The following is a 24,353-nucleotide window of genomic DNA, read 5'->3' as shown; positions in this document are numbered from 1 at the left end:
CCCGTGAGGTTGAGAAGGAAACGGATTCTAGCTATTAAAAGTAATAGCTATCTAAGTATACGTATATCCTCTCATCAAAACGGTGAGAGGATATTTTTTTTGAAAAAAGTTTGAATCACAGCATGGATGGTGATCGATATGTCGCAGAAGGCACTTGTGCTAGACGAGCAAGCAATAAGACGAGCATTAACAAGAATAGCTCATGAAATCATCGAAAAAAATAAAGGGATAGAAGATTGTATACTTGTTGGGATTCGAACAAGAGGTATATACATTGCTAACCGTCTTGCCGAAAGAATTGCTCAAATCGAAGGAAAGCCAATTGAAGTTGGTGAATTGGACATTACATTGTATAGAGACGATTTAACGAAAAAGACGAAAAATGAGGAGCCATTGGTAAAAGGCTCAGACATCCCAACAGATATTCAAGGCTTAAAGGTCATTCTTGTAGACGACGTCTTATATACAGGAAGAACGGTTCGGGCCGGCATGGATGCACTAATGGATATGGGAAGACCAGCATCCATACAGCTTGCAGTCTTAGTAGACAGAGGTCATAGAGAACTGCCAATCAGAGCTGATTATGTTGGGAAAAACATTCCAACCTCCAGCTCAGAAAGAATTGTAGTTGAGCTTGCAGAGGTCGATGGACATGATGAAGTAAATATTTTTGAAAATTAAATAGAACCCTTTTAAATGCAGTCCTGTGAGGCTGAGAAGGGGAGTTTTTCTCATAAGGTTTCTTCAAGCCTGTCTAAAACCCCTTTTTCGCTACGCAGAAAAGGGGTTTTATTTATTCAATAGGGGATATTAATAAGTAATTATACTCAAGTATTTTTTTACAGAAAGAGGAGACAGAAATGAACGAAACAAAACCCTTATTAGGAATTAATGACAAGCCAAGTGCTCTGCAGTGGATTACATTAAGCTTACAGCATTTATTCGCCATGTTTGGCGCAACAGTTTTAGTACCATTCTTAATTGACATGAGTCCAGCAGTCGCTTTAGTCTCAAGCGGAGTAGGTACACTCGCATTCTTAATTATTACCCAATTTAAAGTGCCAGCCTACTTAGGCTCATCCTTTGCCTTTATCGCGCCAGTTTTAGCGGCTAAGGCAATGCCTGGCGGAGGACCTGGAGCTGCCATGATTGGAACCTTTATTGCCGGAATTGTATACGGTATTGTTGCCTTAACTATAAAAAAAGCAGGTTATCGCTGGATTATGAATATCCTGCCGCCGATTGTTGTTGGACCAGTAATTATGGTAATCGGATTGGCGCTTGCTTCAACCGCAGTCGGGCAATCGATGTATATGAACAATGGTAGTGAGAATCAAGAGTATAGCTTACTATATATATCTGTTGCGCTAGTAACCTTACTTGCAACTATTCTCTTTACGATGTTTGGTAAAGGAGTGTTTAGCTTCATTCCAATCTTAGCAGGTATTGTTATAGGTTATGTTTATGCCTTACTTGTAGGTGTGGTTAACTTTCAAGGTGTTTTGGATGCGAAATGGTTTGCGATGCCAGATTTTATCTTCCCATTCGTAGATTATCCTGTAACCATTAACTTAGCTTTACTAACCATTTTTGTCCCGGTGGCAATCGTTACACTAACGGAACATATTGGTCACCAGTTAGTATTAAGTAAAGTAGTTGGTAAAGATTATATAAAAGATCCTGGACTTCACAGAAGTATTCTAGGAGATGGAACTGCAACAATTATCTCTGCCTTAATGGGGGGACCTGCAAAAACAACGTATGGTGAAAATATTGGAGTACTAGCAATTACTAGAGTATATAGTGTATATGTTTTAGGAGGAGCAGCAGTACTAGCAATCGGGTTTGGATTTATCGGTAAAATTGCTGCACTTATTCAATCAATTCCAACACCAGTAATGGGAGGAGTATCCATTCTTCTGTTCGGTATCATCGCTTCTTCTGGATTAAGAATTATTGTAGAAGCAAAGTTGGATTTCAATAAAAACCGTAATTTAGTTATCGCATCTGTCATCCTAGTAACAGGTATTGGAGGCTTCTCCATCCATATGGGAGAACACTTTAAACTAGAAGGAATGGCATTCGCCGCAATCTTAGGAATTATTTTAAACCTAGTATTACCAGGAAGAGAAAAAGCAAAAGATGATTTATTCGAAGAAGCAATTGCAGTAGACGAAAGTAAATAATAACACCTTTTAAACAAGTACAGAGAGACTTATAAGGGTGCCAAAAAATGATGCATAGATTGTATGTACTAGGTTCAATTTGCCTAAATCTACGCAGAATCAAACTTTTTGACGCCCTAACAAGTTGTTAGGGCGTTTTTTTTAGGAATTTTTAAGGAATACTGACGAAAATTAATTTAGAAATACTGAGCAGGCTGAATACACGTAGACTCCTGTGGGATTAGCGAGAAAGGTGAGACCCCGCAGGCTGTGCCGAGGAGGCTCACCGCTCGCCCCACGGAAAGCGAAGTGTATTCAGCCTGCGGGTTAAGTTAAAAGCAGCAAATAACGGGAGGGAGTATCATGGAAAACTTATTAACTACGACTGAGTTAACCGTTACAGAGATTCAAGAAATCCTAAGAGATGCACAAAGATTTGCAAATGGGGAAACATGGAGACCAGCAAACCAATGCTTTGTTGCAAATCTCTTCTTCGAGGCAAGCACAAGAACAAAATGTAGCTTCGAAGTAGCGGAGAGAAAGTTAGGACTTGAGGTCATCCCATTCGAGACAACAACCTCAAGTGTTGTTAAAGGAGAAACATTATATGATACTGTTCGAACGCTGGAATCAGTAGGAGTAAATGCTGTAGTTATAAGACACGAAAATGACCGTTACTTTGATGAATTGGTAGGAAAAGTAAACATACCAGTCATTAATGCAGGTGATGGTTGCGGTCATCATCCTACCCAATCACTACTAGATCTTTTAACTATAAAGCAGGAATTCCAACGCTTCAACGGCTTAAAAGTAAGTATTATTGGTGATATCAGTCATAGCCGAGTTGCAAGATCAAATGCAGATGCCTTAACAAGATTAGGGGCAGAGGTTGTGTTCTCTGGACCAAGAGAATGGTTTGATGAAACGGTCCTTCAGGATGCAAGTTATGAAGATATTGATACAGCGATTGAAACATCTGATGTTGTTATGCTACTACGCGTCCAACATGAAAGACATGGAGACGAAAGAGCTGCTTTTGATATAGAAAGCTACCATAAACTATACGGGTTAACAGTAGAAAGAGAAAAAAAAATGAAGCCAGGAAGCATTATCATGCACCCGGCACCAGTGAACAGAGATGTAGAAATTGCGGATGAATTGGTTGAGTGCGAACGCTCCAGAATTTTTAAGCAAATGGAAAATGGTGTGTTTATCCGTATGAGTGTTTTAAAAAGATCGTTAGAAAATATTGGAGGGAGAAATGAACATGTCAATACTTATCAGAAATGGCCAGTTGCTTAATACTACAGGGGATTTAGAACAGAATGACATATTGATCGAAAATGGGGCAATCAAGACTATTGCAAAAGAAATCAATACAAATGCAGATGAAGTGATTGATGCAGCTGGAAAAGTGATCGCTCCAGGATTTATTGACCTACATGTTCATTTAAGAGAACCAGGGGGCGAAAAGAAAGAAACGATTGCGACAGGGATGATGGCAGCAGCACGTGGCGGATTTACAACGATTGCAAATATGCCCAACACAAGACCGGTTCCTGATACAGTCGAGAATCTACATAATTTAAATGAAAGGATTCAAAATACGGCAAATGTAAATGTCTTACCGTATGCAGCCATCACAATCAGACAATTAGGTAATGAGCTTACTGATTTTAAGGCGCTTAAAGAACTAGGGGCATTCGCTTTTACCGATGATGGTGTAGGAATTCAAGAAGCAGGACAAATGCTAGAAGCAATGAAGCGAGCGGCTGCACTAGATATGGCAATTGTCGCTCACTGTGAAGATAATAGCCTCATTAATAAAGGTTGTGTACATGAAGGGGAGTTTTCAAAGGCAAACGGCTTAAATGGAATTCCAAGTGTTTGTGAATCTGTGCAAATTGCAAGAGATGTTCTTTTAGCAGAAGCAACTGGTTGTCATTATCATGTATGCCACATCAGTACAAAAGAATCTGTACGTGTTGTAAGAGATGCGAAGAAAGCAGGGATCCGGGTTACAGCAGAGGTATCACCACATCATTTACTATTAGCAGATACCGATATCCCTTCTCTTGACACAAATTACAAAATGAATCCACCGTTAAGAGGAACAGAGGATCGCAAAGCATTAATGGAAGGATTACTAGATGGAACAATTGACTTTATCGCAACAGATCATGCACCACATACAGCAGAAGAAAAAGCACAATCAATGCAACTTGCACCATTTGGAATTGTTGGGTTAGAAACAGCATTTCCCCTCCTTTACACGAACTTTGTAAAAACAGGAGTAATGACATTAAATCAGTTAATTGATTATCTAACTATAAAGCCAGCTAAGGCATTTAATTTAAACGCTGGAACATTAGAAATAGGTCAGAACGCAGACATCGTCATTCTTGATTTAGAAGATACAAATAAGATTGATCCAGACACATTTTTATCAAAAGGAAGAAATACACCATTTGCTGGCTGGGAATGTCAAGGCTGGCCAGTTGCTACAATCGTTAGTGGAAAGATTGCTTGGAGAAAGGAAAGTGTACACGCATGAAAAAACAATTAATTCTTGAAGATGGTACGGTATTTATCGGGAAAGGCTTCGGTGCCGATACAGAAAAATTTGGTGAAGTAGTATTTAACACAGGAATGACAGGCTATCAAGAAATTCTATCAGATCCATCTTATTGTGGACAAATTGTAACGCTAACGTATCCACTAGTAGGAAATTATGGTATTAATCGAGATGATTTTGAATCGATAACGCCAGCCATTCATGGATTTATTGTCAAAGAAGTGTGTGATTTTCCTTCAAATTGGCGCAATGAACTATCATTAGACGAATACTTTAAGCTAAAGAATATCCCAGGAATTACTGGCATTGATACAAGAAAATTAACGCGTATTATCCGCCAATATGGAACGTTGAAAGGTGCAATTTGTAGTATAGAAGAAAATGCAGAAGAAGTAATCGCAAAATTAAAAGGAATTACGCTAAGTACAGATCAAGTAAAGCAAGTTTCTACGAAGAAGCCTTATCCAAGTCCAGGTCGCGGCAGCCGCGTCGTCCTAGTAGACTATGGAATGAAGCATGGAATTTTACGAGAATTAAATAAACGTGATTGTGATGTAATTGTTGTCCCATACAACACAACAGCAGAAGAAATTCTAAGATTAAGTCCAGATGGCGTTATGCTATCAAATGGACCTGGAGATCCCAAGGATGTACCTGAGGCAATTGAAGCAATTAAAGGAATTGTTGGGAAAGTACCGCTTTTTGGAATCTGTTTAGGTCATCAATTATTCGCATTAGCTAGTGGAGCAAATACGGAAAAAATGAAGTTTGGCCATCGAGGATCAAACCACCCAGTGAAGGATTTATTAACAGGGAAGGTTTCGCTAACATCGCAAAATCATGGCTATACAGTAGAAGAAGAATCTATTAATCATACAAACTTAGAAGTAACACATATTGCTTTAAATGATGGAACAATCGAAGGGTTACAGCGTAAAGAATACCCAGCGTTTACCGTGCAATATCATCCAGAAGCGTCTCCAGGACCAGAGGATGCAAACTATTTATTCGATCGTTTTATGGAAATGATAAAATCTCACAAACAGGAAGGTGCAGCATATGTCAAAGCGTAATGATATTAAAAGTATATTAGTAATCGGATCAGGTCCAATCATCATTGGGCAAGCAGCAGAATTTGACTATGCAGGCGCTCAAGCATGTATCGCTTTAAAGGAAGAAGGCTATCGAGTAATCTTAGTAAACTCCAATCCAGCAACAATTATGACAGATACGGAAATGGCAGATAAAGTTTATATCGAACCATTAACCCTTGAATTTGTCAGTCGCATCATTCGCAAAGAAAGACCAGATGCTATCCTGCCGACATTGGGAGGACAAACGGGCTTAAACCTTGCTGTTGAGCTTTCAGAAGCAGGGGTTTTAGAGGAATGTGGGGTAGAAGTACTTGGAACTAAGTTATCTGCCATTCAACAAGCAGAAGATAGAGACCTTTTCCGTAACTTGATGAATGAATTAGGCGAACCAGTTCCAGACAGTGATATTATTCATAATATGGGCGAGGCAAAAACATTTGTAGAAAAAATTGGTTATCCAGTTATCGTTCGACCTGCCTTCACACTTGGTGGAACTGGCGGGGGGATTTGCCATAATGACGAGGAATTAGAAGAAATCGTAACAAGCGGATTAAAAAACAGCCCAGTTACCCAATGTTTATTAGAAAAAAGTATCGCAGGATTCAAAGAAATTGAATACGAAGTCATGCGCGATAGCAATGATAACGCAATTGTTGTATGTAACATGGAAAATATCGATCCAGTTGGGATTCATACAGGTGACAGTATCGTTGTAGCACCAAGTCAGACGTTAAGCGATAGAGAATACCAGCTACTAAGAAATACTTCCTTGAAAATTATTCGTGCACTAAAAATTGAAGGTGGCTGTAACGTACAGCTTGCACTAGATCCTGACAGCTTTCAATATTACATTATCGAAGTAAACCCAAGGGTAAGTCGTTCTTCTGCCCTTGCAAGTAAAGCAACTGGTTATCCGATAGCAAAGCTAGCTGCAAAAATCGCAGTAGGGTTAACATTAGATGAGATGATGAACCCTGTTACAGGGAAAACATATGCAAGCTTCGAACCAGCATTAGATTATGTGGTAAGTAAGATTCCACGCTTCCCATTCGATAAGTTTGAATCAGCGAAACGTAACTTAGGTACACAAATGAAAGCAACTGGTGAAGTAATGGCAATTGGCCGAACCTTCGAAGAATCTCTATTAAAAGCGATTCGTTCCCTTGAAGCAAAAGTGTATCACTTTTCGCTAAATGCAGCGGACGAAACCAGCGATGAATTGCTAGAGAAACGAATAAGAGTTGCTGGAGATGAAAGATTGTTTTATATAGCAGAAGCGCTGAATCGCGGTGTGAGTATTGAAATGATTCATGAATGGAGCAAGATTGACTTATTCTTCCTATATAAACTTCAAGGCATCATCAAGTTCGAAAAAGAGCTAACCAATCATCCGTTTGATGAGGAATACGTAAAAGAGGCAAAAGAAAAAGGATTTGCCGATATTCAGCTTGCAAAGCTTTGGAATACAACAGAGCTTGAAGTATATAACTGGAGAAAAGAAAAAGGCATTGTGCCTGTTTATAAAATGGTTGATACATGTGCAGCTGAGTTTGAATCAGAAACACCGTACTACTATGGAACATATGAAGAGGAAAACGAATCGATTGTCACAGACAAGAAAAGCATCGTTGTCCTTGGATCTGGACCAATTCGCATCGGACAAGGGATTGAGTTTGACTATGCAACGGTTCACTCTGTATGGGCAATAAAAGAAGCAGGCTATGAAGCAATTATCATCAATAACAATCCAGAAACTGTTTCAACAGACTTTAGTATTTCCGATAAGCTTTACTTTGAACCACTTACGATTGAAGATGTAATGCATATCATTGATCTAGAAAAGCCTGAAGGAGTAGTGGTACAGTTTGGTGGGCAAACAGCCATCAACCTAGCTGGTCCCTTGGCAGAGCGTGGCGTTAAAATCTTAGGTACATCTCTAGAAGATTTAGATCGTGCAGAGGATCGTGATAAGTTTGAACAAAGCCTACAAGACTTAGGCATCCCACAGCCTGACGGAAAAACGGCGTTAACAGTTGAAGAAGCAATTGTTGTAGCAAATTCCATTGGCTACCCAGTACTTGTAAGACCCTCTTACGTATTAGGCGGAAGAGCGATGCAAATTGTTTATAAGGAAGAAGAGCTCATTCCTTACATGGAAAATGCGGTTAAAGCAAGTCCAGGACAGCCAATCTTAATTGACCGTTATTTAACAGGTAAAGAAATCGAAGTGGATGCAATCTGTGATGGAACAGATGTAGTTATTCCAGGAATTATGGAGCATATCGAACGTGCTGGTGTCCATTCAGGAGATTCGATTGCTGTCTATCCACCGCAAAGCTTATCAGCAGAAATTAAGCAAACATTAGTAGATTATACAACGAGACTTGCAAAAGGATTGAAGATTGTCGGCTTACTGAATATCCAGTACGTTGTTTCCAAAGGAGAAGTCTTTGTGCTAGAAGTAAATCCACGCTCTAGTAGAACAGTACCTTTCCTAAGCAAAATTACGAATGTGCCGATGGCGAAAATTGCAACAAAAGTTATTTTGGGCACATCCTTAAAAGAGCAAGGCTATACTACAGGCTTAGTCGCTGAAAAATCTGGTGTTTATGTCAAAGTTCCAGTATTCTCTTTTGCAAAATTACGAAGAGTAGATATTACATTAGGACCTGAGATGAAATCAACTGGAGAAGTTATGGGTAAAGATATTACTCTTGAAAAAGCACTGTACAAAGGCTTAATTGCTTCAGGCATGAAGATTAAAACATTTGGAACAGTTCTGATGACAATTGGAGATAAAGATAAGGAAGAAGCATTGCAGCTTGCAAAACGATTTACGAATATCGGCTATAGTCTGATGGCAACAAGTGGAACTGCAGCGTTCCTCAAAAGTAATCAGATTCCAGTAAAAGTGGTCGGTAAAATTGGTGGAAAAGGTCATACATTAATTGATGTAATCCGCAATGGGGAAGCACAGTTTGTCATTAATACATTCTCAAAAGGTAGCCAGCCAGCAAGAGATGGATTCCGAATTAGACGTGAATCTGTTGAAAATGGTATTCCATGCTTAACTTCTTTAGATACAGCAGAGGCAATCCTTCGAGTAGTAGAATCCATGACATTCTCTACAGATGCGATGGAGCCAAGCAAAACGCAACTGGAGGCAGTATTAGTATGATCAAAAACGAAATCTGTACAGTAGTCGAACAGAAAGAGATAGCCGAAAATATTATGGAGCTCACCTTAACGGGTGAGCTTGTCTCTGAAATGAATGAGCCAGGTCAATTTGTTCATATAAAAGTAAGTGATAGTGCTGTACCTTTATTAAGACGCCCGATTAGTATTTGCCGGATTAATCAAGACAGAAAAACCTTTACGATGATTTACCGAGCAGAAGGAGAGGGCACAAAGCTTCTTGGAAAAAAGACAGCAGGAGAGACGGTTGATATTCTAGGTCCTTTAGGAAATGGATTTCCAGTCGAAGAATGTAAGCTAGGAGAGACGGCTTTATTAGTGGGTGGAGGTATTGGGGTGCCACCTTTATACGAATTAGCAAATCGTCTTGTTGCTAAAGGGGTAAAGATTGTTGCTGTATTAGGATTTCAAACGGAATCCGTTGCTTTTTATGAAGAAAAGTTTGCTTCACTTGGAGATACGTATATTGCTACCGTAGATGGTAGTCGCGGTACTCAAGGATTTGTCACAGATGTAATTTTTCAAGAAAAACTAGAATTTGACGTATTATACTCATGTGGACCAACGCCAATGCTTAAAAATCTAGAAAAAACATTTCCAGATAAAAAGGTGTTCATTTCTTTAGAGGAAAGAATGGGATGCGGGATTGGTGCATGTTTTGCTTGTGTATGTCATACAGCAGACGATCCAACAGGCTTTAGTTATAAAAAGGTATGTACAGATGGACCAGTATTTAAAACAGGGGAGGTTGTCCTATGAACCGACTTCAGGTAAAGCTTCCTGGATTACAGCTCAAAAACCCAATTATGCCCGCTTCTGGCTGTTTTGGATTTGGACGGGAATATAGCAACTTATATGATTTAAGTAAGCTAGGCGCGATTATGATTAAAGCAACTACGGTTGAGCCACGCTTTGGTAATCCAACACCTCGAGTAGCAGAAACTACTTCTGGAATGCTGAATGCCATTGGTCTTCAAAATCCTGGTCTTAAAAAAGTGGTTGGTGAAGAATTGCCTTGGTTAAGCCAGTTTGATGTACCGATTATTGCAAATGTAGCAGGATCAGTGGAAGAGGATTATGTGGCAGTTGCGAAAGAAATATCAAAAGCCTCGAATGTTGCAGCACTAGAATTAAACATTTCTTGTCCGAATGTAAAAACAGGAGGAATTGCTTTTGGAACGATTCCAGAAGTTGCTAAGGAATTAACGAAAAAAGTAAAAGAAGTATCAGAAGTTCCGGTATATGTGAAGCTTTCGCCAAATGTAACAAATATTGTAGAGATGGCAAAAGCGGTAGAAGCAGGGGGAGCAGATGGAATTACGATGATTAACACTCTTGTTGGCATGCGTCTCGATTTAAAAACAGGCCAGCCGATTTTAGCGAATAAAACAGGAGGATTATCTGGCCCAGCAGTGAAGCCTGTAGCAATTCGTATGATTTATGAAGTGAGTCAAGCAGTAAACCTGCCGATTATTGGAATGGGTGGAGTATCCACTGCTGAAGATGTTTTAGAATTTTTCTATGCAGGCGCAAGTGCGGTAGCAGTCGGCACAGCAAACTTTGTAGATCCGTTTATTTGCCCAAAAATAATCGAGGAGCTACCTGCACTATTAGATCAATACGGATTCGAACATATATCAGAAGTAACGGGAAGGAGCTGGGGAAAACATGAACAATTCGCTTATCATCGCGCTTGATTTTGCCTCGAAAGACGAGGTGCATTCCTTTTTAAAAGAATTTAACGGAGAATCGTTATTTCTAAAGGTGGGAATGGAACTGTTTTACAAAGAAGGACCAAGCATTATTCAGGAATTAAAGGAAAGAAATCACCAAATTTTTCTAGACTTAAAACTTCATGATATTCCAAACACTGTTGGAAGTGCGATGAAAAATATTGCCGGATTAGGCGTTGATTTAGTAAATGTCCATGCAGCAGGTGGAATGGACATGATGGCTCGTGCGGTTGAAGGATTAGAAGCAGGTACACCGCCTGGAATGAAGCGAGCGAAATGTATTGGTGTGACACAGTTAACAAGTACTTCTGAAGCAAACATGCAGAAAGAGCAATTAATTCAAGTGCCGTTACTGGATTCCGTTTTGCATTATGCGTCGATCACGAAAGAGGCTGGGCTAGATGGCGTTGTTTGCTCCACATTAGAAGCTGGCGCCATTCGTGAGAGTTTAGGAGATTCGTTTTTAACAGTAACCCCAGGTATTCGTTTAAAAACAGATGAAGTGCAAGATCAAGTTCGAGTAGCGACACCGAAGATTGCACGTAAAAACGGAGCATCAGCAATCGTTGTGGGTCGTTCGATTACAAGAGCAGAACATCCTTTTGAAAGCTATCGATTATTTAAATCCGAGTGGGAGGGCATCACGATATGAAACACGAAATTGCAGAACAATTACTAGATATTAAGGCGGTATTTTTACAACCTAATGCTCCATTTACTTGGTCTTCTGGATTGAAATCGCCAATTTATTGCGACAACCGCTTAACCTTGTCTTATCCAAAGGTTCGTAAAAATATTGCTGCTGGATTGGCTGAACTAATTAAAAAGAACTTTCCAGAAACCGAAGTAGTGGCCGGAACGGCGACAGCAGGTATTCCCCATGCAGCTTGGGTAAGTGACATTCTAGATTTGCCGATGGCATATGTACGTTCCAAAGCAAAAGCGCATGGAAAAGGAAATCAGATCGAAGGAAAAGTAGAGAAAGGACAAAAAGTTGTAGTAGTCGAAGATTTAATTTCAACTGGCGGAAGTGTGATCACAGCTGTTAATAGTTTACGAGAAGCAGGCTGTGAAGTACTTGGAGTTGTTGCTATTTTTACATACGAATTGCCAAAGGGGAAAGAATTACTTGGTGAGGCTGAAATTAAAGCATACTCATTAACAGATTATACGAGCTTATTAGATGTAGCACAGAAAAAAGGCTATATTGAAGAAGGGGATTTAGCAAGCTTGAACGCATGGAAAGAAAATCCGGAGAAATGGTAATAAAAGGAGGATTGAACAGCACTTTAATTGATAAAGTGCTGTTTTTTTATAGAAAAGAAAACCCTGGGCTATGCCTAGGGTTCCAAAAAGCTTACAGCGTGGTATTAAAAAAACTTCCTCGTGGTGCTAAAATATTTTTTGGTTCGCCAACCGAAAATAAATAGCCAGGAGGAAGTCCTTATGTCAAAAGACAATAATAGTTTAGCACACACAACTTGGAATTGTAAGTATCACATAGTATTTGCACCAAAATATAGAAGACAAATAATTTACGGGAAAATAAAGAAAGATATTGGGCAAATCTTACGTACCTTGTGTGAGAGGAAAGGCGTAGAGATAATAGAAGCAACTGCGTGTAAGGACCACGTACATATGTTAGTGAGTATTCCGCCAAAATTAAGTGTATCAGCATTCGTAGGATATCTAAAAGGAAAAAGTAGCTTGATGATATTTGATAGACATGCACAACTGAAATATAAGTATGGAAATCGAAAATTTTGGTGTACAGGATATTATGTAGATACGGTAGGAAGAAACAAGAAGGTAATTGAAGAATATATCCGTAATCAAATACAAGATGATCTAGTCGCAGAACAATTAACGATTATGGAATATATTGATCCATTTACAGGGGAAGAAGTGAAGAAAAAGAAACGAAAAAATTAGGAGAGAAGGCCTTTGAGGTCTGGCCAGTAGAAGTAGTACAATTGGCGAACCTTTCAGTAGCCCTTTAGGGTTTGGTCAGTAACAAAGGCTTTCAGCCGCAGAGAAAACCACCCGTTCTCACGGGTGGTCCTTATTTTGTTTTTGGTTTGGGGGAGGTTTATTAAGTGGGAGTGGGATGAACAACACTAGTGGGGTTGGAAGTAGGGGAAGTACGTTTATCGGTTTGCTGAAAGCCACATTAGGCAGGAAAATCAAGGAAAGTGGTGTTCATAGACTTGCTGAGCGCAGAAAATGCCGGTGCTTATCCAATAAAAGGTGGTCACAAGCAAATCAAGCACGAATTAATAAAGCAAGAGAGGCAACTAAAGCCCCTCTCGTTAATAAAGTTTTAACTCTTTTTCAATTGAATCACGGTTTCTTCATCTGGTGTAACATAAACGGTTTGCTGATTATCATAAATGACAAACCCTGGTTTCGCACCACTTGGCTTTTTCACATGGCGCACTAATGTGTAGTCAACCGGAACGGAGCTAGATTGGCGTGCTTTGCTAAAATAAGCGGCTAATTTAGCTGCCTGTAAAATCGTTTCCTCTGACGGCTCCTTGCTGCGAATAACAACATGTGATCCTGGGATATCCTTTGTATGGAGCCAAATTTCATCTCTAGCGGCAACTCTATTTGTTAAATAATCATTTTGTTTATTATTTTTGCCTACGATAATCTCTGTTTCATCATTGGAAATATAATAGTCTAAGACAGGTTTCACATTTTGCGGTTTTTTAGTTTGCTTTTTCTGTCTTTCTCGCAGATAACCTTCTTCCACTAATTCTTCGCGAATTTCCTGAATATCTTTTGGGGACGCAGCAAGAATTTGCTGGTACAGTGTTTCAAAGTATTCATATTCTTGTTGTGCTAACCTAATTTGTTCTTTAATAATATCAATCGACTTTTTGGCTTTTTGATATTTGGTAAAATATTTTTGCGCATTTTCAGAAGGGGATAGTCTCTGACTAAGAGGAATCTTAACCATCTTGCTATCTGCATCATAATAATTGATTACTTCTACTTCTGCCATCCCCTTTTTAACAGCATATAGGTTGGCTGTCAAAAGTTCACCAAGTAATTGATATTCCTCGGCATTCTCTGCTTCTGATAAAGAACGTTCTAGTTTTTTAATTTTTTTACTGTTTTTATCTCGTTCATTTACGATAAAGCGTTCGAGATCATTGCTTTGCTGCTTTACCCGATCTCGCTCTGCTTTACCGAAATAATAACGGTCAAGCATCTTACTTAAAGTAGGAAACGATTTTATATCTCCTTTGACATGCTCGATTGGCAGACAGTAAAAGTATTCTTTGTCTGGAGTATCCATAATAGAAGGAGCATAATTTCCTTTTTTTATTGGGTCTATTACAGTAAGAAAAGCTTTTGGCAAAGTTTCTTTATTGGCAAGACCTGCATGAAGGAAAATTTCTCTTGCTATTAACGGTGAAAATCCAGCAAACTGCTGTACGAGCTGCTTGTCCAATTTTCCGCTATTAAAATCAATCGCCCGTAAAATATCCTCTTCGGTCGCAGTATAAGGATCCCTTTTCTCTTGTTTCGGTGGAGCCAAGTATTCATAGCCAGGAAGAATGGCTCTATGGCTATTAACCGCATAAGAAATATGTTTAATACTATCTAGAATTGTATTTTTGTCTCGATCGACTAAAATAATATTACTGTGTCTTCCCATGATTTCAATCATGAGCTTTTTATAGGAAGTATCGCCAATTTCATTTCTTCCTCTAATCTCTAAAACAATGATACGTTCATTGTCTATTTGATATATATCTTCTATAAAATAACCTTCTAAATGCTTGCGGAGGAGCATGCAAAACATTGGTGGTTCTTTTGGATTTTCATACGATTCTTCGGTAATTTGAATCCGGGCATAGCTAGGATGAGCAGATAATAGCAATTTTTGATTCTTTCCATTTGCACGTATTGATAAAATAATTTCATTTGTAAAAGGCTGCTGAACTTTATTAATTCTGCCTCCTAGTAAAAGCTCTTTTAACTCAAGGGACATTGCTCTTGTAAATAAACCATCAAATGACATAAGTAACAACCTCATTTTTAATAATTTCCATCTTTACTGTATCTTTTATTGTGCATAATTACAAGGATTTGGACTAACAAAATGGAGCCGTTGTTTCTCTTAGAAGAACAGTAACTGCTTTTTTAGATGTTTCCAAACTTAAAAGAAAGAAATCTCCACTTCCTTAGCATTTTTTCGGCCAAGCCTGAATATGATTTCCATAGAGTGGTGTTGGGACAACTATGTATGTTAGTTAGAATTGCTAACCTTTTGTTCAGAACTACTACGGATTACTTCGCAAAAGTGTTATTCGCGAATGGTGAATGAAAAAGGGGGAAGTGAGATGGCCGGATGAACTATCATGAAATGCACGAAAAAGAAGTAGAACAAACATTGAATACTGATTTTTCGGCTGGGTTAACAGAGGAAGAAGCGGAAAAGCGACGAAAGAAATTTGGATTCAATGAATTAGATGAAGGGGAAAAGCAATCGCTATTGCTTATTTTCTTTAGTCAATTTAAGGATTTTATGGTACTTGTTCTTTTAGCTGCCACGCTTGTTTCGGGTTTATTGGGCGAATATATTGATGCGATTGCGATTATTGCAATCATCATTCTCAATAGTTTTCTTGGCTTCTTTCAAGAAATTCGGGCAGAGAAATCTTTGTCTGCTTTAAAGGAGCTATCACAGCCCCATGTACACGCCCTTCGAAATGGGGAATGGATCAATATATTATCAAAGGAATTGGTTCCGGGTGATGTCATTAAATTCGCTAGTGGGGATCGAATTGGTGCAGATGTTAGAATTATTGAATCTAGAAGTTTAGAAGTGGAGGAATCTGCTTTAACAGGTGAATCAGTTCCAGTACCAAAAACCGTATCGGCGATAAAAAATAACAATTTAGCACTCGGAGATATGGAGAACATGGGCTTTATGGGGACAATGGTTTCTCGTGGAAGCGGAGTTGGCGTTGTTATCGGTACGGGAATGAAAACAGCGATGGGGCAAATTGCCGATTTACTGCAAAATGCAGATTCTGTGACTACTCCATTGCAAAGACGTTTAGAGCAGTTGGGGAAAATTCTTATTGTCACAGCTTTACTTTTAACAGTATTAGTTGTCGTAATTGGGGTTCTTCAAGGTAATGATCTATATACAATGGTACTTGCAGGGGTATCTTTAGCAGTTGCTGCAATACCAGAAGGATTACCAGCGATTGTTACGATTGCATTGTCGCTTGGTGTTCAAAAAATGATTCGCAAAAATGCGGTTGTCCGTAAGCTTCCTGCAGTAGAAACGCTAGGTTGTGCTTCTGTCATTTGTTCTGATAAAACAGGTACACTAACGCAAAATAAAATGACGGTTACAAGAGCATGGATTGGCGGAAAAACGTATACGGTTGATGGAACAGGATATGAACCACAAGGAAAATACTATGTAGACGAAAAAATAGTGGAACCGACAAAAGATAAGGCGCTTCAACAACTATTAACATTCGGAATGCTTTGTAATCACGCAGAGATTTTACAAAAAGATGGGGAATATGTTTTAAACGGTGATCCGACAGAAGGCGCTATTTTAGTAGCTGGTATGAAAGCGGGATTCACTCGTAACCAGTTATTAAATCAATTTACAATTGTCAATGAATTCCCTTTTGACTCTACGAGAAAAATGATGAGTGTGATTGTCAAAGATCCAACTGGACGTCAGTTTGTCGTTACAAAAGGGGCGCCAGACGTTTTAATCGGTCAAAGTAAATCAATTCTCTTTGAAAATCGCTCCACCGTATTAGGCAGTGAACAGAAGAAGGTAGTTCAAGAAGCGATAAATGGTTTAGCTTCACAGGCACTTCGGACAATTGCTGTGGGATATAAAGAAATTTCTGCTAATACCATTATTCTGCATGAAAGAGAAGCAGAAAAAGATTTAGTTTTTATCGGGCTCCAAGGAATTATTGACCCACCAAGACCAGAAGTAAAACAAGCTGTCAAAGAGTGTAAAGAAGCTGGAATTAAGACGGTTATGATTACTGGTGACCATGTTATTACTGCAAAAGCAATTGCGAAACAGCTAGGCATTGCTAATAACCGTTCAAAGGTAATGGAAGGAAAAGAACTTTCTGATTTAAGTTTAAATGAATTAGAGGATATTGTGGAAGACGTTTCCGTGTTTGCTCGGGTGTCACCAGAACATAAACTAAAGATTGTTCAAGCCTTCCAAAATAGAGGACATGTGGTTGCAATGACTGGTGACGGGGTGAATGATGCTCCTGCAATCAAGAAAGCGAACATTGGGATAGCAATGGGAATCACAGGTACGGATGTGGCGAAGGAAGCTTCTTCTTTAGTATTAATGGATGACAATTTCGCAAGTATCAAAGCTGCAATTGTAGAAGGGAGAAATATTTACGAAAATATTCGTAAATTTATCCGTTATTTACTAGCTTCTAACGTTGGGGAAATACTCGTTATGCTATTTGCGATGTTATTAGCAATGCCACTTCCGCTTGTTCCGATTCAAATTTTATGGGTGAATTTAGTGACAGATGGATTGCCAGCGATGGCTTTAGGATTAGATAGACCAGAAGATAATGTCATGAAGAGAGGTCCGCGAAGTCCTAATGAAGGAGTATTTTCAAGAGGGCTAGGCTGGAAAGTAATTTCAAGAGGTTTCTTAATCGGGGTTTCTACGATACTAGCGTTTATGTTCGCCTACGACAATAATCCAGAAAATCTCGAATATGCACAAACCGTTGCTTTTATCACATTAGTACTTGCACAGTTAATTCATGTCTTTGACTGTCGCAGTGAAAAATCCATTCTTTCAAGAAACCCATTTGGCAATATGTATCTCGTATGGGCCGTAATCTCTTCCCTGGTACTGGCACTAGTTGTCATCTACGTACCATTCCTACAAGAGATCTTCCATACTCTTCCAATAGCAATGAAAGATTGGCCAATGATCATCGGATTCGCCTCCGTACCAACTTTTTTACTCGCAGGATCATTTTTATTAAGTAAATCAAAATAAAATATGTTATAATCCAAAAGGTAGTAGAGACCACTCTATTACCTTTTATTTATTTAATGTAGTTTTTAATGCTGTTTTTTCTAAAATATTCGACGCTATGCAAGGATGATGAGAAATTATTAAAGAATAATAAAGCAGCCTGAATACACGGAGACTCCTGTGGGATTAGCGAGGAGACCACGGAAAAAGTCTTTTTTTCGTGTGAAATGAAGAGCAAGCATATTTGAAAGTGAAAATAAGGTTGGTTTGGAGAGGCGTCCGCTCGACTCCTATGGGAGCTGCGAGAAAGTCCGAGACCCCGCAGGAACGTAGTGACGAGGAGGCTTGGCGCTCGCCCCATGGAAAGCGAGCGGACGCCTCGGAAAACAAATCCATCATCTTATATTTTTTAGAAAACGGATGTGTCAGTATGATGAAAAGTATGACTGGATTTGGAAGAGCAACAAAACATTATCACCATTCAACACTTCATATCGAAATAAAATCGGTCAATCACAGGTTTAGTGATCAGATTATTCGGATGCCAAAGCAGTTTCTATATTTGGAAGATCAAATAAAGAAAATTATTTCTAACTATTTACATAGAGGTAGAGTAGAAGTATTTGTAACATTAGAAGATGAAGAGAAGAAAGGTCAAGAAATTATCGTAGATTGGCCATTACTCGATCAATATTACCAATTGTTTCATCAATTAAAAGACAAATATTCCATCAAAGAGCCTGTCTCGCTTCGTGATCTATTAAATCAAGAAGAGTGTTTTCAGATAGCTGAACGTGAGCTTGATATGGAAGAACTATCAGAAATACTGCTTGCTACAGTGAAAGAAGCAGTTGTTCAGTTGAATAATATGCGAGCTGTGGAAGGAATGGAGTTATATAAAGACTTAGAAACCAACCTTAAACAAACGGAGAAGTGGGTTAAACAATTACAGTCATTAGCTCCAGAAGTGATTACTCAATATCGTGAAAAGTTAAAAACACGGATTGAAAGCTACTTACCGGAATCGATAGATGAAGCACGTCTTATTACAGAAGTGGCAATCTTTGCAGATAAAGCAGATATTAATGAGGAATTAGTTAGATTACATAGTCATATTAGACAGTTTTATCAGATCATGGAAGAACAAAGCCCGATTGGAAGAAAGCTTGATTTCTTACTTCAGGAAATGAATAGGGAAATCAATACAATTGGCTCCAAAGCTAATTCAGCAGCTATAGGATCGATAGTTGTTGAAATGAAGAGCTGTTTGGAAAAAATGAAAGAGCAAATCCAAAACATTGAATAAAAAGGGTTTAGAATAAATCTTCCTAGTTAAAACTAAAAATAATAGGATTGGAGAAGACGAATGTCCATTAAATTAATTAATATTGGTTTTGGAAATATAGTTTCTGCAAATAGAATTATCTCTATTGTCAGTCCAGAATCTGCTCCCATTAAACGCATTATCCAAGATGCTAGGGATAGAGGATCCTTAATAGATGCAACGTATGGTCGAAGAACGAGAGCTGTTATTGTGATGGATAGCGATCATGTTGTTCTTTCAGCAGTTCAGCCAGAAACAGTTGCACATCGATTAAACGATCGTGATGAGATTATAGAGGAAGGGTAGGAGAAAGATTTGGTAGAAAAGGGACTTTTAATCGTTTTGTCTGGACCTTCTGGTGTAGGGAAAGGAACAGTGAGAAAGGAAATCTTCTCACAAAAAAATACATCCTTTGAATATTCCATTTCCATGACAACAAGATCTCCACGCGCTGGTGAAGTAGATGGAGTAGATTATTTCTTTAAATCGAGAGAAGAATTTGAAGCATTAATCGAACAAGGAAAATTACTCGAGTATGCAGAGTTTGTAGGGAATTACTATGGTACACCAGTCGATTACGTACGAGAAACAACATTAAAAGGCAAAGATGTCTTTTTAGAAATTGAAGTAGAAGGTGCAAAGCAGGTTCGCGAGAAGTTTCCTGACGGCTTATTTATCTTCTTAAGTCCACCAAGTTTATCAGAATTGAAAAATCGCATTGTCACAAGAGGTACAGAATCAGAAGAGATTATAAATAATCGAATGAATGTGGCAAGAGAAGAAATAGAAATGATGCACTTATATGATTATGTAGTAGAAAATGATACAGTAGAGAATGCATGTGAAAAAATAAAAGCAATTATTGTTGCTGAGCATTGTCGTAGAGAAAGAGTAGAACCAAAATACAAAAAAATGCTGGAGGTTAATTAATCTATGTTATATCCATCTATTGATAAATTAATGACAAAAATTGATTCAAAATATTCATTAGTATCTGTCGCTGCAAAAAGAGCGAGAAAGCTGCAAACAAATGCAAAACCACAATTAGCAAAATATGTTTCTCATAAAAATGTAGGAAAAGCATTAGAAGAGATTAACAAAGATCAGCTGACATATCGTGTAAATACACCAAGTGGATCAACCGAAGAATATTAATTTTTTTGTGAAAAATATAGTACGGAATAAAAGGCTTAAGTAAAAGGAACAATTCCATTTACTAAGTCTTTTTTCATGGACATAATGATTATTTAATTATATGCTTAACAATAATAGAAGTAATGAAATGGTACATAAGGGTGTTACCGTAATTGTTTAATTTTTAACTAATTAGGTTGATTTCCGTTCAGGATGCTCGCTTTCTGCGGGGCGGGAGGTGAGCATCCCCGGCTTATGGTTTGTGGGATCTCATATATCCCGCTAAACCCGCAGGAGTCTCGCACCTTCTCTCCAATCAACCAGGTACTCCAATAGAACTTTTAAAAAAACAAACAATATTATTTATCATAAACTTTAGAACAGAAAGAAAGGAAGGAGGCACATGATGTTGAATGGGAAGAAGATTCTTCTTTGTGTAACGGGAGGAATTGCGGTTTATAAGGTATGTGCTTTAACTAGTAAATTAACGCAAAAAGGTGCGGATGTGAAGGTTATTATGTCGGAATCGGCAATGCAGTTTGTGAATCCATTGACCTTTAAAGCACTGTCAAAAAATGAGGTTTATACAGATACATTTGATGAGAAAGATCCGAAAGTGATTGCTCACATTGATTTAGCAGATTGGGCAGATTTAATTTTAGTCGCACCGGCAACGGCAAATGTAATTGGAAAGCTTGCAAACGGTATTGCGGATAATATGATCACAACAACTTTGCTTGCAGCAACAAGTGATGTTTGGATTGCTCCAGCAATGAATGTACATATGTATGATCATCCTGCAGTTATTAAAAATATTAACACGCTTCATGACTATGGTTATCGATTTATCAACCCAGGTGAAGGCTATTTAGCATGCGGGTATGTAGGAAAAGGAAGATTGGAAGAACCAGAAATGATTGTTCAGCATATGGAGGACTATTTTTCTCGGAAAAAAAATATTCTTGCAGGTACAACCGTTCTCGTGACTGCTGGACCAACTCGCGAAAAAATTGATCCTGTTCGTTTTATTTCCAACCACTCGTCTGGAAAAATGGGATATAGTATTGCGAAGATGGCAATCGCTTATGGCGCAAATGTTATTTTAGTATCTGGGCCAACGAATCTTACTCCACCAAAAGGAGCTCAGGTTATTTCAGTGGAGAGTGCGGAAGAGATGTATGATGCCGTAATGAACTATAGTGAGAAAGTCGATATTATCATTAAAACGGCTGCGGTTAGTGATTATAGACCGACAATTGTATATGACCATAAAGTAAAAAAACAAAATGGTCCAGAAACAATCGAATTTACACGGACAAAGGATATTTTGTCTGAACTTGGAAAAAGAAAAGAACAGCAAATTTTGATCGGATTTGCGGCGGAAACACAAAATATGGCTGAATATGCAATGGATAAATTACAGCGCAAAAACGCAGACATGATCGTTGCTAATAATGTAAATAGACAGGATTCTGGCTTTGGAACAGATACGAATCTTGTGACTATGTATAAGAGAGATGGAACTTCTATCGAGCTACCCCTTCTTTCTAAGGATGAGGTAGCGGAAAAAATATTGGAACAAGCTATGTTACTGAAAGAAGCTGTTCAAAAATGACGGTAGCCAAAGTAATTGTCGATGTTCCAGCAAAACAAACGGACAGGCCCTTTGATTATTTAATTCCAGAAGAATTGGAAGATGTTATTCAACCGGGGATGCGCGTTATTGTTCCATTTGGTCCTAGAAAAGTACAAGGCTTTGTGGAAAGCTTGGAGGGAACATCTAGTTTTAAATCGCTGAAAAAGGTAATCGAACCGATGGATTTAGTTCCTGTATTAAATAATGAACTTCTATCCCTTGCTGATTGGTTGTCTCATTCTACCCTCTGCTATAAGATTTCCGCTTTTCAAGCGATGCTGCCGCCAGCGTTAAAGGCTAAATATGAACGCAAGATAAAAAAAGTAATAGGGAAAGAACAAGACATGGCAGAAGGGGTAGCTGCTCTTTTTAATAATGCGGAAGAAGTAGTGTGGGAGGAAGCTCGAAAGAATGTGTCTCTTTCTGTTTTGCAAAAGGACGTAAAGAAAGGAACAATAGAGGTTTCCTATGAGGTTCAATCAAGAGGCCAGAAGAAGAAGGTAAAACATATTTATCCTCTTGTAGCGGAATCGGAATTAACTAATTACGAAGAATCGTTAAATAAAAATGCTAAAAAACAAAAAGAATTGCTTGTATATTTTAGTAAGCATCCAGAACCAATTGAACAAAAACAGCTTTTAACGAAATTAAATATTTCTACAGCTGCTATAAAAGGATTAGTCGAAAAAGGTCTTCTCGGTGAAATGGACAAGGAGGTTTACCGAGATCCTTATCAAGAGCGTGAATTTGAAAAAACATATGCCCTGCCTTTAACGGATGATCAAGCAAAAGTTCTTGCACCGATCCATCAGGCGGTCAAAGAGGATCGCCATGAAGTGTTTCTCTTATATGGGGTAACTGGCAGTGGAAAGACAGAGGTTTATTTACAGTCGATCGATAAAGTTTTGGCAAAGGGAGAGGAAGCGATTGTACTTGTTCCAGAAATTGCTCTGACTCCACAGATGGTCAATCGCTTTAAAGGTCGCTTTGGTGAGCAGGTGGCCGTTCTTCATAGCGGCTTATCGGTGGGTGAAAAATATGATGAGTGGCGCAAAATTCAAAGAAATGAAGTAAAAGTGGTTGTGGGAGCGAGATCCGCAATTTTTGCGCCATTTACGAATCTTGGCATAATCATTATTGATGAAGAACATGAAATGACGTATAAACAAGAGGAAAATCCCCGTTACCATGCAAAAGACGTTGCGATTGAAAGAGGGAAAAAGCATGGCTGTCCAATCATTTTAGGTAGTGCGACTCCTTCATTAGAAAGCTTTGCAAGAGCGCAAAAAGAGGTGTATACATTACTGTCATTACCGAATCGAATGAATAATCAGGCCCTCCCAAACGTGGAAATTATCGATATGCGCGAAGAACTAAGAGGTGGCAATCGCTCCATGTTTTCCGAAGTGTTGCTGGAAAAACTAAAAGATCGCTTAGAAAAGAAAGAGCAAACGGTATTGTTTTTAAATAAACGAGGACACTCGTCTTTTGTTATGTGCCGTGACTGTGGGTATGTGGTTAAATGCCCGAATTGTGATATTAGCTTAACCTACCACCGTTTTCAAAATCAGATGAAGTGTCATTACTGTGGCTATGAAACGTATACGCCGACGCAGTGTCCGGAATGCAATAGTGAGCATATCCGCTATTTTGGAACAGGTACTCAAAAGGTAGAGGAAGAGCTTACGAAAATCCTCCCAGAAGCAAGGGTAATTCGCATGGATGTGGATACAACTAGTCGAAAGGGAGCTCATGAAAAGCTGCTGCAAAAATTCCAAGATGGAGAAGCGGATATTCTATTAGGCACGCAAATGATTGCTAAAGGACTAGATTTTCCAAGAATTACGCTAGTTGGCGTACTGTCAGCAGATACGATGCTCCATTTGCCTGATTTCAGATCGTCTGAAAAAACCTTTCAATTGCTCACACAGGTTAGCGGAAGAGCAGGCAGGCATGAATTGCAAGGGGAAGTTATATTTCAAACCTATACACCAGAGCATTATAGTATTGAGCTTGCGAGCGAACAGAACTATGACCGGTTCTATGAGACGGAGATGATGATTCGCCGCCAACATGCCTATCCGCCATACTATTTTCTTACCATGATTACGATTAGTCATGAAGAGCTAATGAAAGTAGTCGGTGTTTCGGAAAAAATCACGCAAATCGTCAGAAATAGATTATCACCACAAACGGTTATTTTAGGACCAGTCGCTTCACCAATCGCAAGAATAAAAAATAAATATCGCTATCAATGCCTAATAAAGTATAAACAAGAACCAAACTTGGAAGAAGTTTTAAAATCAATTTTAGATCATTACCAAACAGAAATAAGCACAAACGGCCTGCAAATCTCGATTGATGTTAATCCGTTTATTTTGATGTAGGTGTCTTGTTATGAAACGGACTTACTTTTACTATAACTTGATGAGCACAACAAAAAAATAAAAAGAAATGACAAATTAGAAACTGTCAT

Annotated in this window: 20 protein-coding genes; 19 read left to right on the top strand and 1 reads right to left on the bottom strand. The window is 38.6% G+C overall.

Going from position 1 to position 24,353, the window contains the following annotated elements; translation table 11 throughout:
- The first annotated feature begins 138 nt into the window (after positions 1 to 138).
- From pyrR to tnpA, 12 genes are all read left to right on the top strand, one after another.
- On the top strand, positions 139 to 681 hold the full coding sequence (gene pyrR, locus NST60_RS02020) for a bifunctional pyr operon transcriptional regulator/uracil phosphoribosyltransferase PyrR (protein ID WP_101730056.1): 543 nt from the start codon (positions 139 to 141) through the stop codon (positions 679 to 681).
- A gap of 179 nt (positions 682 to 860) precedes the next feature.
- Complete coding sequence (locus tag NST60_RS02015; protein WP_169188349.1) at positions 861 to 2,186, top strand: solute carrier family 23 protein; 1,326 nt, start codon at positions 861 to 863, stop codon at positions 2,184 to 2,186.
- A 342-nt stretch (positions 2,187 to 2,528) separates the two neighbouring features.
- Entirely contained in the window at positions 2,529 to 3,467 is a 939-nt protein-coding gene (locus tag NST60_RS02010; RefSeq protein ID WP_016201033.1) for an aspartate carbamoyltransferase catalytic subunit, read from the top strand.
- Entirely contained in the window at positions 3,433 to 4,719 is a 1,287-nt protein-coding gene (locus tag NST60_RS02005) for a dihydroorotase (protein ID WP_341098055.1), read from the top strand. Before NST60_RS02010 ends, NST60_RS02005 begins: the two co-directional genes overlap by 35 nt.
- A complete protein-coding gene (locus tag NST60_RS02000; RefSeq protein WP_341098053.1) occupies positions 4,716 to 5,813 on the top strand; it encodes a carbamoyl phosphate synthase small subunit in 1,098 nt (365 codons plus the stop codon). The genes NST60_RS02005 and NST60_RS02000 overlap by 4 nt, the downstream gene beginning before the upstream one ends.
- Positions 5,800 to 9,012, top strand: coding sequence for a carbamoyl-phosphate synthase large subunit (gene carB / locus NST60_RS01995; RefSeq protein WP_169188351.1), 3,213 nt, complete (start codon positions 5,800 to 5,802; stop codon positions 9,010 to 9,012). Before NST60_RS02000 ends, carB begins: the two co-directional genes overlap by 14 nt.
- Entirely contained in the window at positions 9,009 to 9,788 is a 780-nt protein-coding gene (locus tag NST60_RS01990; RefSeq protein ID WP_169188352.1) for a dihydroorotate dehydrogenase electron transfer subunit, read from the top strand. Before carB ends, NST60_RS01990 begins: the two co-directional genes overlap by 4 nt.
- Positions 9,785 to 10,726 (top strand): dihydroorotate dehydrogenase, encoded by a 942-nt coding sequence (locus NST60_RS01985; RefSeq protein ID WP_016201040.1) that lies wholly within the window; start codon positions 9,785 to 9,787, stop codon positions 10,724 to 10,726. The genes NST60_RS01990 and NST60_RS01985 overlap by 4 nt, the downstream gene beginning before the upstream one ends.
- Positions 10,698 to 11,414: an orotidine-5'-phosphate decarboxylase gene (gene pyrF, locus NST60_RS01980; protein WP_016201041.1), complete on the top strand. Its 717-nt coding sequence runs from the start codon at positions 10,698 to 10,700 to the stop codon at positions 11,412 to 11,414. The genes NST60_RS01985 and pyrF overlap by 29 nt, the downstream gene beginning before the upstream one ends.
- Positions 11,411 to 12,028, top strand: coding sequence for an orotate phosphoribosyltransferase (gene pyrE, locus NST60_RS01975; RefSeq protein WP_169188354.1), 618 nt, complete (start codon positions 11,411 to 11,413; stop codon positions 12,026 to 12,028). Before pyrF ends, pyrE begins: the two co-directional genes overlap by 4 nt.
- On the top strand, positions 12,001 to 12,192 hold the full coding sequence (locus NST60_RS01970; RefSeq protein ID WP_341099897.1) for a hypothetical protein: 192 nt from the start codon (positions 12,001 to 12,003) through the stop codon (positions 12,190 to 12,192). The genes pyrE and NST60_RS01970 overlap by 28 nt, the downstream gene beginning before the upstream one ends.
- 16 nt (positions 12,193 to 12,208) lie before the next feature.
- Positions 12,209 to 12,694 (top strand): IS200/IS605 family transposase, encoded by a 486-nt coding sequence (gene tnpA / locus NST60_RS01965; protein ID WP_061800923.1) that lies wholly within the window; start codon positions 12,209 to 12,211, stop codon positions 12,692 to 12,694.
- A gap of 388 nt (positions 12,695 to 13,082) precedes the next feature.
- Here tnpA and NST60_RS01960 read toward each other — a convergent pair whose 3' ends face one another.
- The gene (locus NST60_RS01960) at positions 13,083 to 14,795 is read right to left on the bottom strand and encodes an Rqc2 family fibronectin-binding protein (RefSeq protein WP_016201043.1); all 1,713 of its coding nucleotides are present in this window, start codon (positions 14,793 to 14,795) and stop codon (positions 13,083 to 13,085) included.
- Positions 14,796 to 15,125: 330 nt separating this feature from the next.
- Here NST60_RS01960 and NST60_RS01955 point away from each other — a divergent pair, with 330 nt between their 5' ends.
- From NST60_RS01955 to priA, 7 genes are all read left to right on the top strand, one after another.
- Positions 15,126 to 17,804 (top strand): calcium-translocating P-type ATPase, SERCA-type, encoded by a 2,679-nt coding sequence (locus NST60_RS01955; RefSeq protein WP_101730050.1) that lies wholly within the window; start codon positions 15,126 to 15,128, stop codon positions 17,802 to 17,804.
- 409 nt (positions 17,805 to 18,213) lie between these two features.
- Complete coding sequence (locus tag NST60_RS01950; protein WP_169188356.1) at positions 18,214 to 19,089, top strand: YicC/YloC family endoribonuclease; 876 nt, start codon at positions 18,214 to 18,216, stop codon at positions 19,087 to 19,089.
- Positions 19,090 to 19,149: 60 nt separating this feature from the next.
- A complete protein-coding gene (remA, locus tag NST60_RS01945) occupies positions 19,150 to 19,413 on the top strand; it encodes an extracellular matrix/biofilm regulator RemA (RefSeq protein WP_016201046.1) in 264 nt (87 codons plus the stop codon).
- Positions 19,414 to 19,422: 9 nt separating this feature from the next.
- The gene (gene gmk / locus NST60_RS01940) at positions 19,423 to 20,037 is read left to right on the top strand and encodes a guanylate kinase (protein WP_016201047.1); all 615 of its coding nucleotides are present in this window, start codon (positions 19,423 to 19,425) and stop codon (positions 20,035 to 20,037) included.
- Positions 20,038 to 20,040: 3 nt separating this feature from the next.
- On the top strand, positions 20,041 to 20,262 hold the full coding sequence (gene rpoZ, locus NST60_RS01935) for a DNA-directed RNA polymerase subunit omega (RefSeq protein WP_016201048.1): 222 nt from the start codon (positions 20,041 to 20,043) through the stop codon (positions 20,260 to 20,262).
- A 385-nt stretch (positions 20,263 to 20,647) separates the two neighbouring features.
- Positions 20,648 to 21,856 (top strand): bifunctional phosphopantothenoylcysteine decarboxylase/phosphopantothenate--cysteine ligase CoaBC, encoded by a 1,209-nt coding sequence (gene coaBC, locus NST60_RS01930; RefSeq protein WP_101730049.1) that lies wholly within the window; start codon positions 20,648 to 20,650, stop codon positions 21,854 to 21,856.
- Positions 21,853 to 24,264, top strand: coding sequence for a primosomal protein N' (gene priA, locus NST60_RS01925; RefSeq protein ID WP_169188357.1), 2,412 nt, complete (start codon positions 21,853 to 21,855; stop codon positions 24,262 to 24,264). The genes coaBC and priA overlap by 4 nt, the downstream gene beginning before the upstream one ends.
- The last annotated feature ends 89 nt before the right edge of the window (positions 24,265 to 24,353 follow it).

The organism is Niallia sp. FSL W8-1348 (assembly GCF_038006745.1).
GTDB classification, from domain to species: Bacteria; Bacillota; Bacilli; order Bacillales; family Cytobacillaceae; genus Niallia; species Niallia alba.
This window is presented reverse-complemented; position numbering and strand designations above follow the sequence as displayed.

Excerpts from the sequence above, each read along its gene's own strand:
- NST60_RS01990 (WP_169188352.1), top strand. The coding sequence starts at position 9,009 with ATGATCAAAAACGAAATCTGTACAGTAGTCGAACAGAAAGAGATAGCC.
- pyrE (WP_169188354.1), top strand. The coding sequence starts at position 11,411 with ATGAAACACGAAATTGCAGAACAATTACTAGATATTAAGGCGGTATTT.
- pyrF (WP_016201041.1), top strand. The coding sequence starts at position 10,698 with ATGAACAATTCGCTTATCATCGCGCTTGATTTTGCCTCGAAAGACGAG.
- NST60_RS02010 (WP_016201033.1), top strand. The coding sequence starts at position 2,529 with ATGGAAAACTTATTAACTACGACTGAGTTAACCGTTACAGAGATTCAA.
- rpoZ (WP_016201048.1), top strand. The coding sequence starts at position 20,041 with ATGTTATATCCATCTATTGATAAATTAATGACAAAAATTGATTCAAAA.
- carB (WP_169188351.1), top strand. The coding sequence starts at position 5,800 with ATGTCAAAGCGTAATGATATTAAAAGTATATTAGTAATCGGATCAGGT.
- NST60_RS01955 (WP_101730050.1), top strand. The coding sequence starts at position 15,126 with ATGAACTATCATGAAATGCACGAAAAAGAAGTAGAACAAACATTGAAT.
- NST60_RS01985 (WP_016201040.1), top strand. The coding sequence starts at position 9,785 with ATGAACCGACTTCAGGTAAAGCTTCCTGGATTACAGCTCAAAAACCCA.
- remA (WP_016201046.1), top strand. The coding sequence starts at position 19,150 with ATGTCCATTAAATTAATTAATATTGGTTTTGGAAATATAGTTTCTGCA.
- NST60_RS02000 (WP_341098053.1), top strand. The coding sequence starts at position 4,716 with ATGAAAAAACAATTAATTCTTGAAGATGGTACGGTATTTATCGGGAAA.
- priA (WP_169188357.1), top strand. The coding sequence starts at position 21,853 with ATGACGGTAGCCAAAGTAATTGTCGATGTTCCAGCAAAACAAACGGAC.
- tnpA (WP_061800923.1), top strand. The coding sequence starts at position 12,209 with ATGTCAAAAGACAATAATAGTTTAGCACACACAACTTGGAATTGTAAG.
- NST60_RS02015 (WP_169188349.1), top strand. The coding sequence starts at position 861 with ATGAACGAAACAAAACCCTTATTAGGAATTAATGACAAGCCAAGTGCT.
- NST60_RS02005 (WP_341098055.1), top strand. The coding sequence starts at position 3,433 with ATGTCAATACTTATCAGAAATGGCCAGTTGCTTAATACTACAGGGGAT.
- NST60_RS01950 (WP_169188356.1), top strand. The coding sequence starts at position 18,214 with ATGATGAAAAGTATGACTGGATTTGGAAGAGCAACAAAACATTATCAC.
- coaBC (WP_101730049.1), top strand. The coding sequence starts at position 20,648 with ATGTTGAATGGGAAGAAGATTCTTCTTTGTGTAACGGGAGGAATTGCG.
- NST60_RS01970 (WP_341099897.1), top strand. The coding sequence starts at position 12,001 with ATGGAAAGAAAATCCGGAGAAATGGTAATAAAAGGAGGATTGAACAGC.
- pyrR (WP_101730056.1), top strand. The coding sequence starts at position 139 with ATGTCGCAGAAGGCACTTGTGCTAGACGAGCAAGCAATAAGACGAGCA.
- NST60_RS01960 (WP_016201043.1), bottom strand. The coding sequence starts at position 14,795 with ATGTCATTTGATGGTTTATTTACAAGAGCAATGTCCCTTGAGTTAAAA.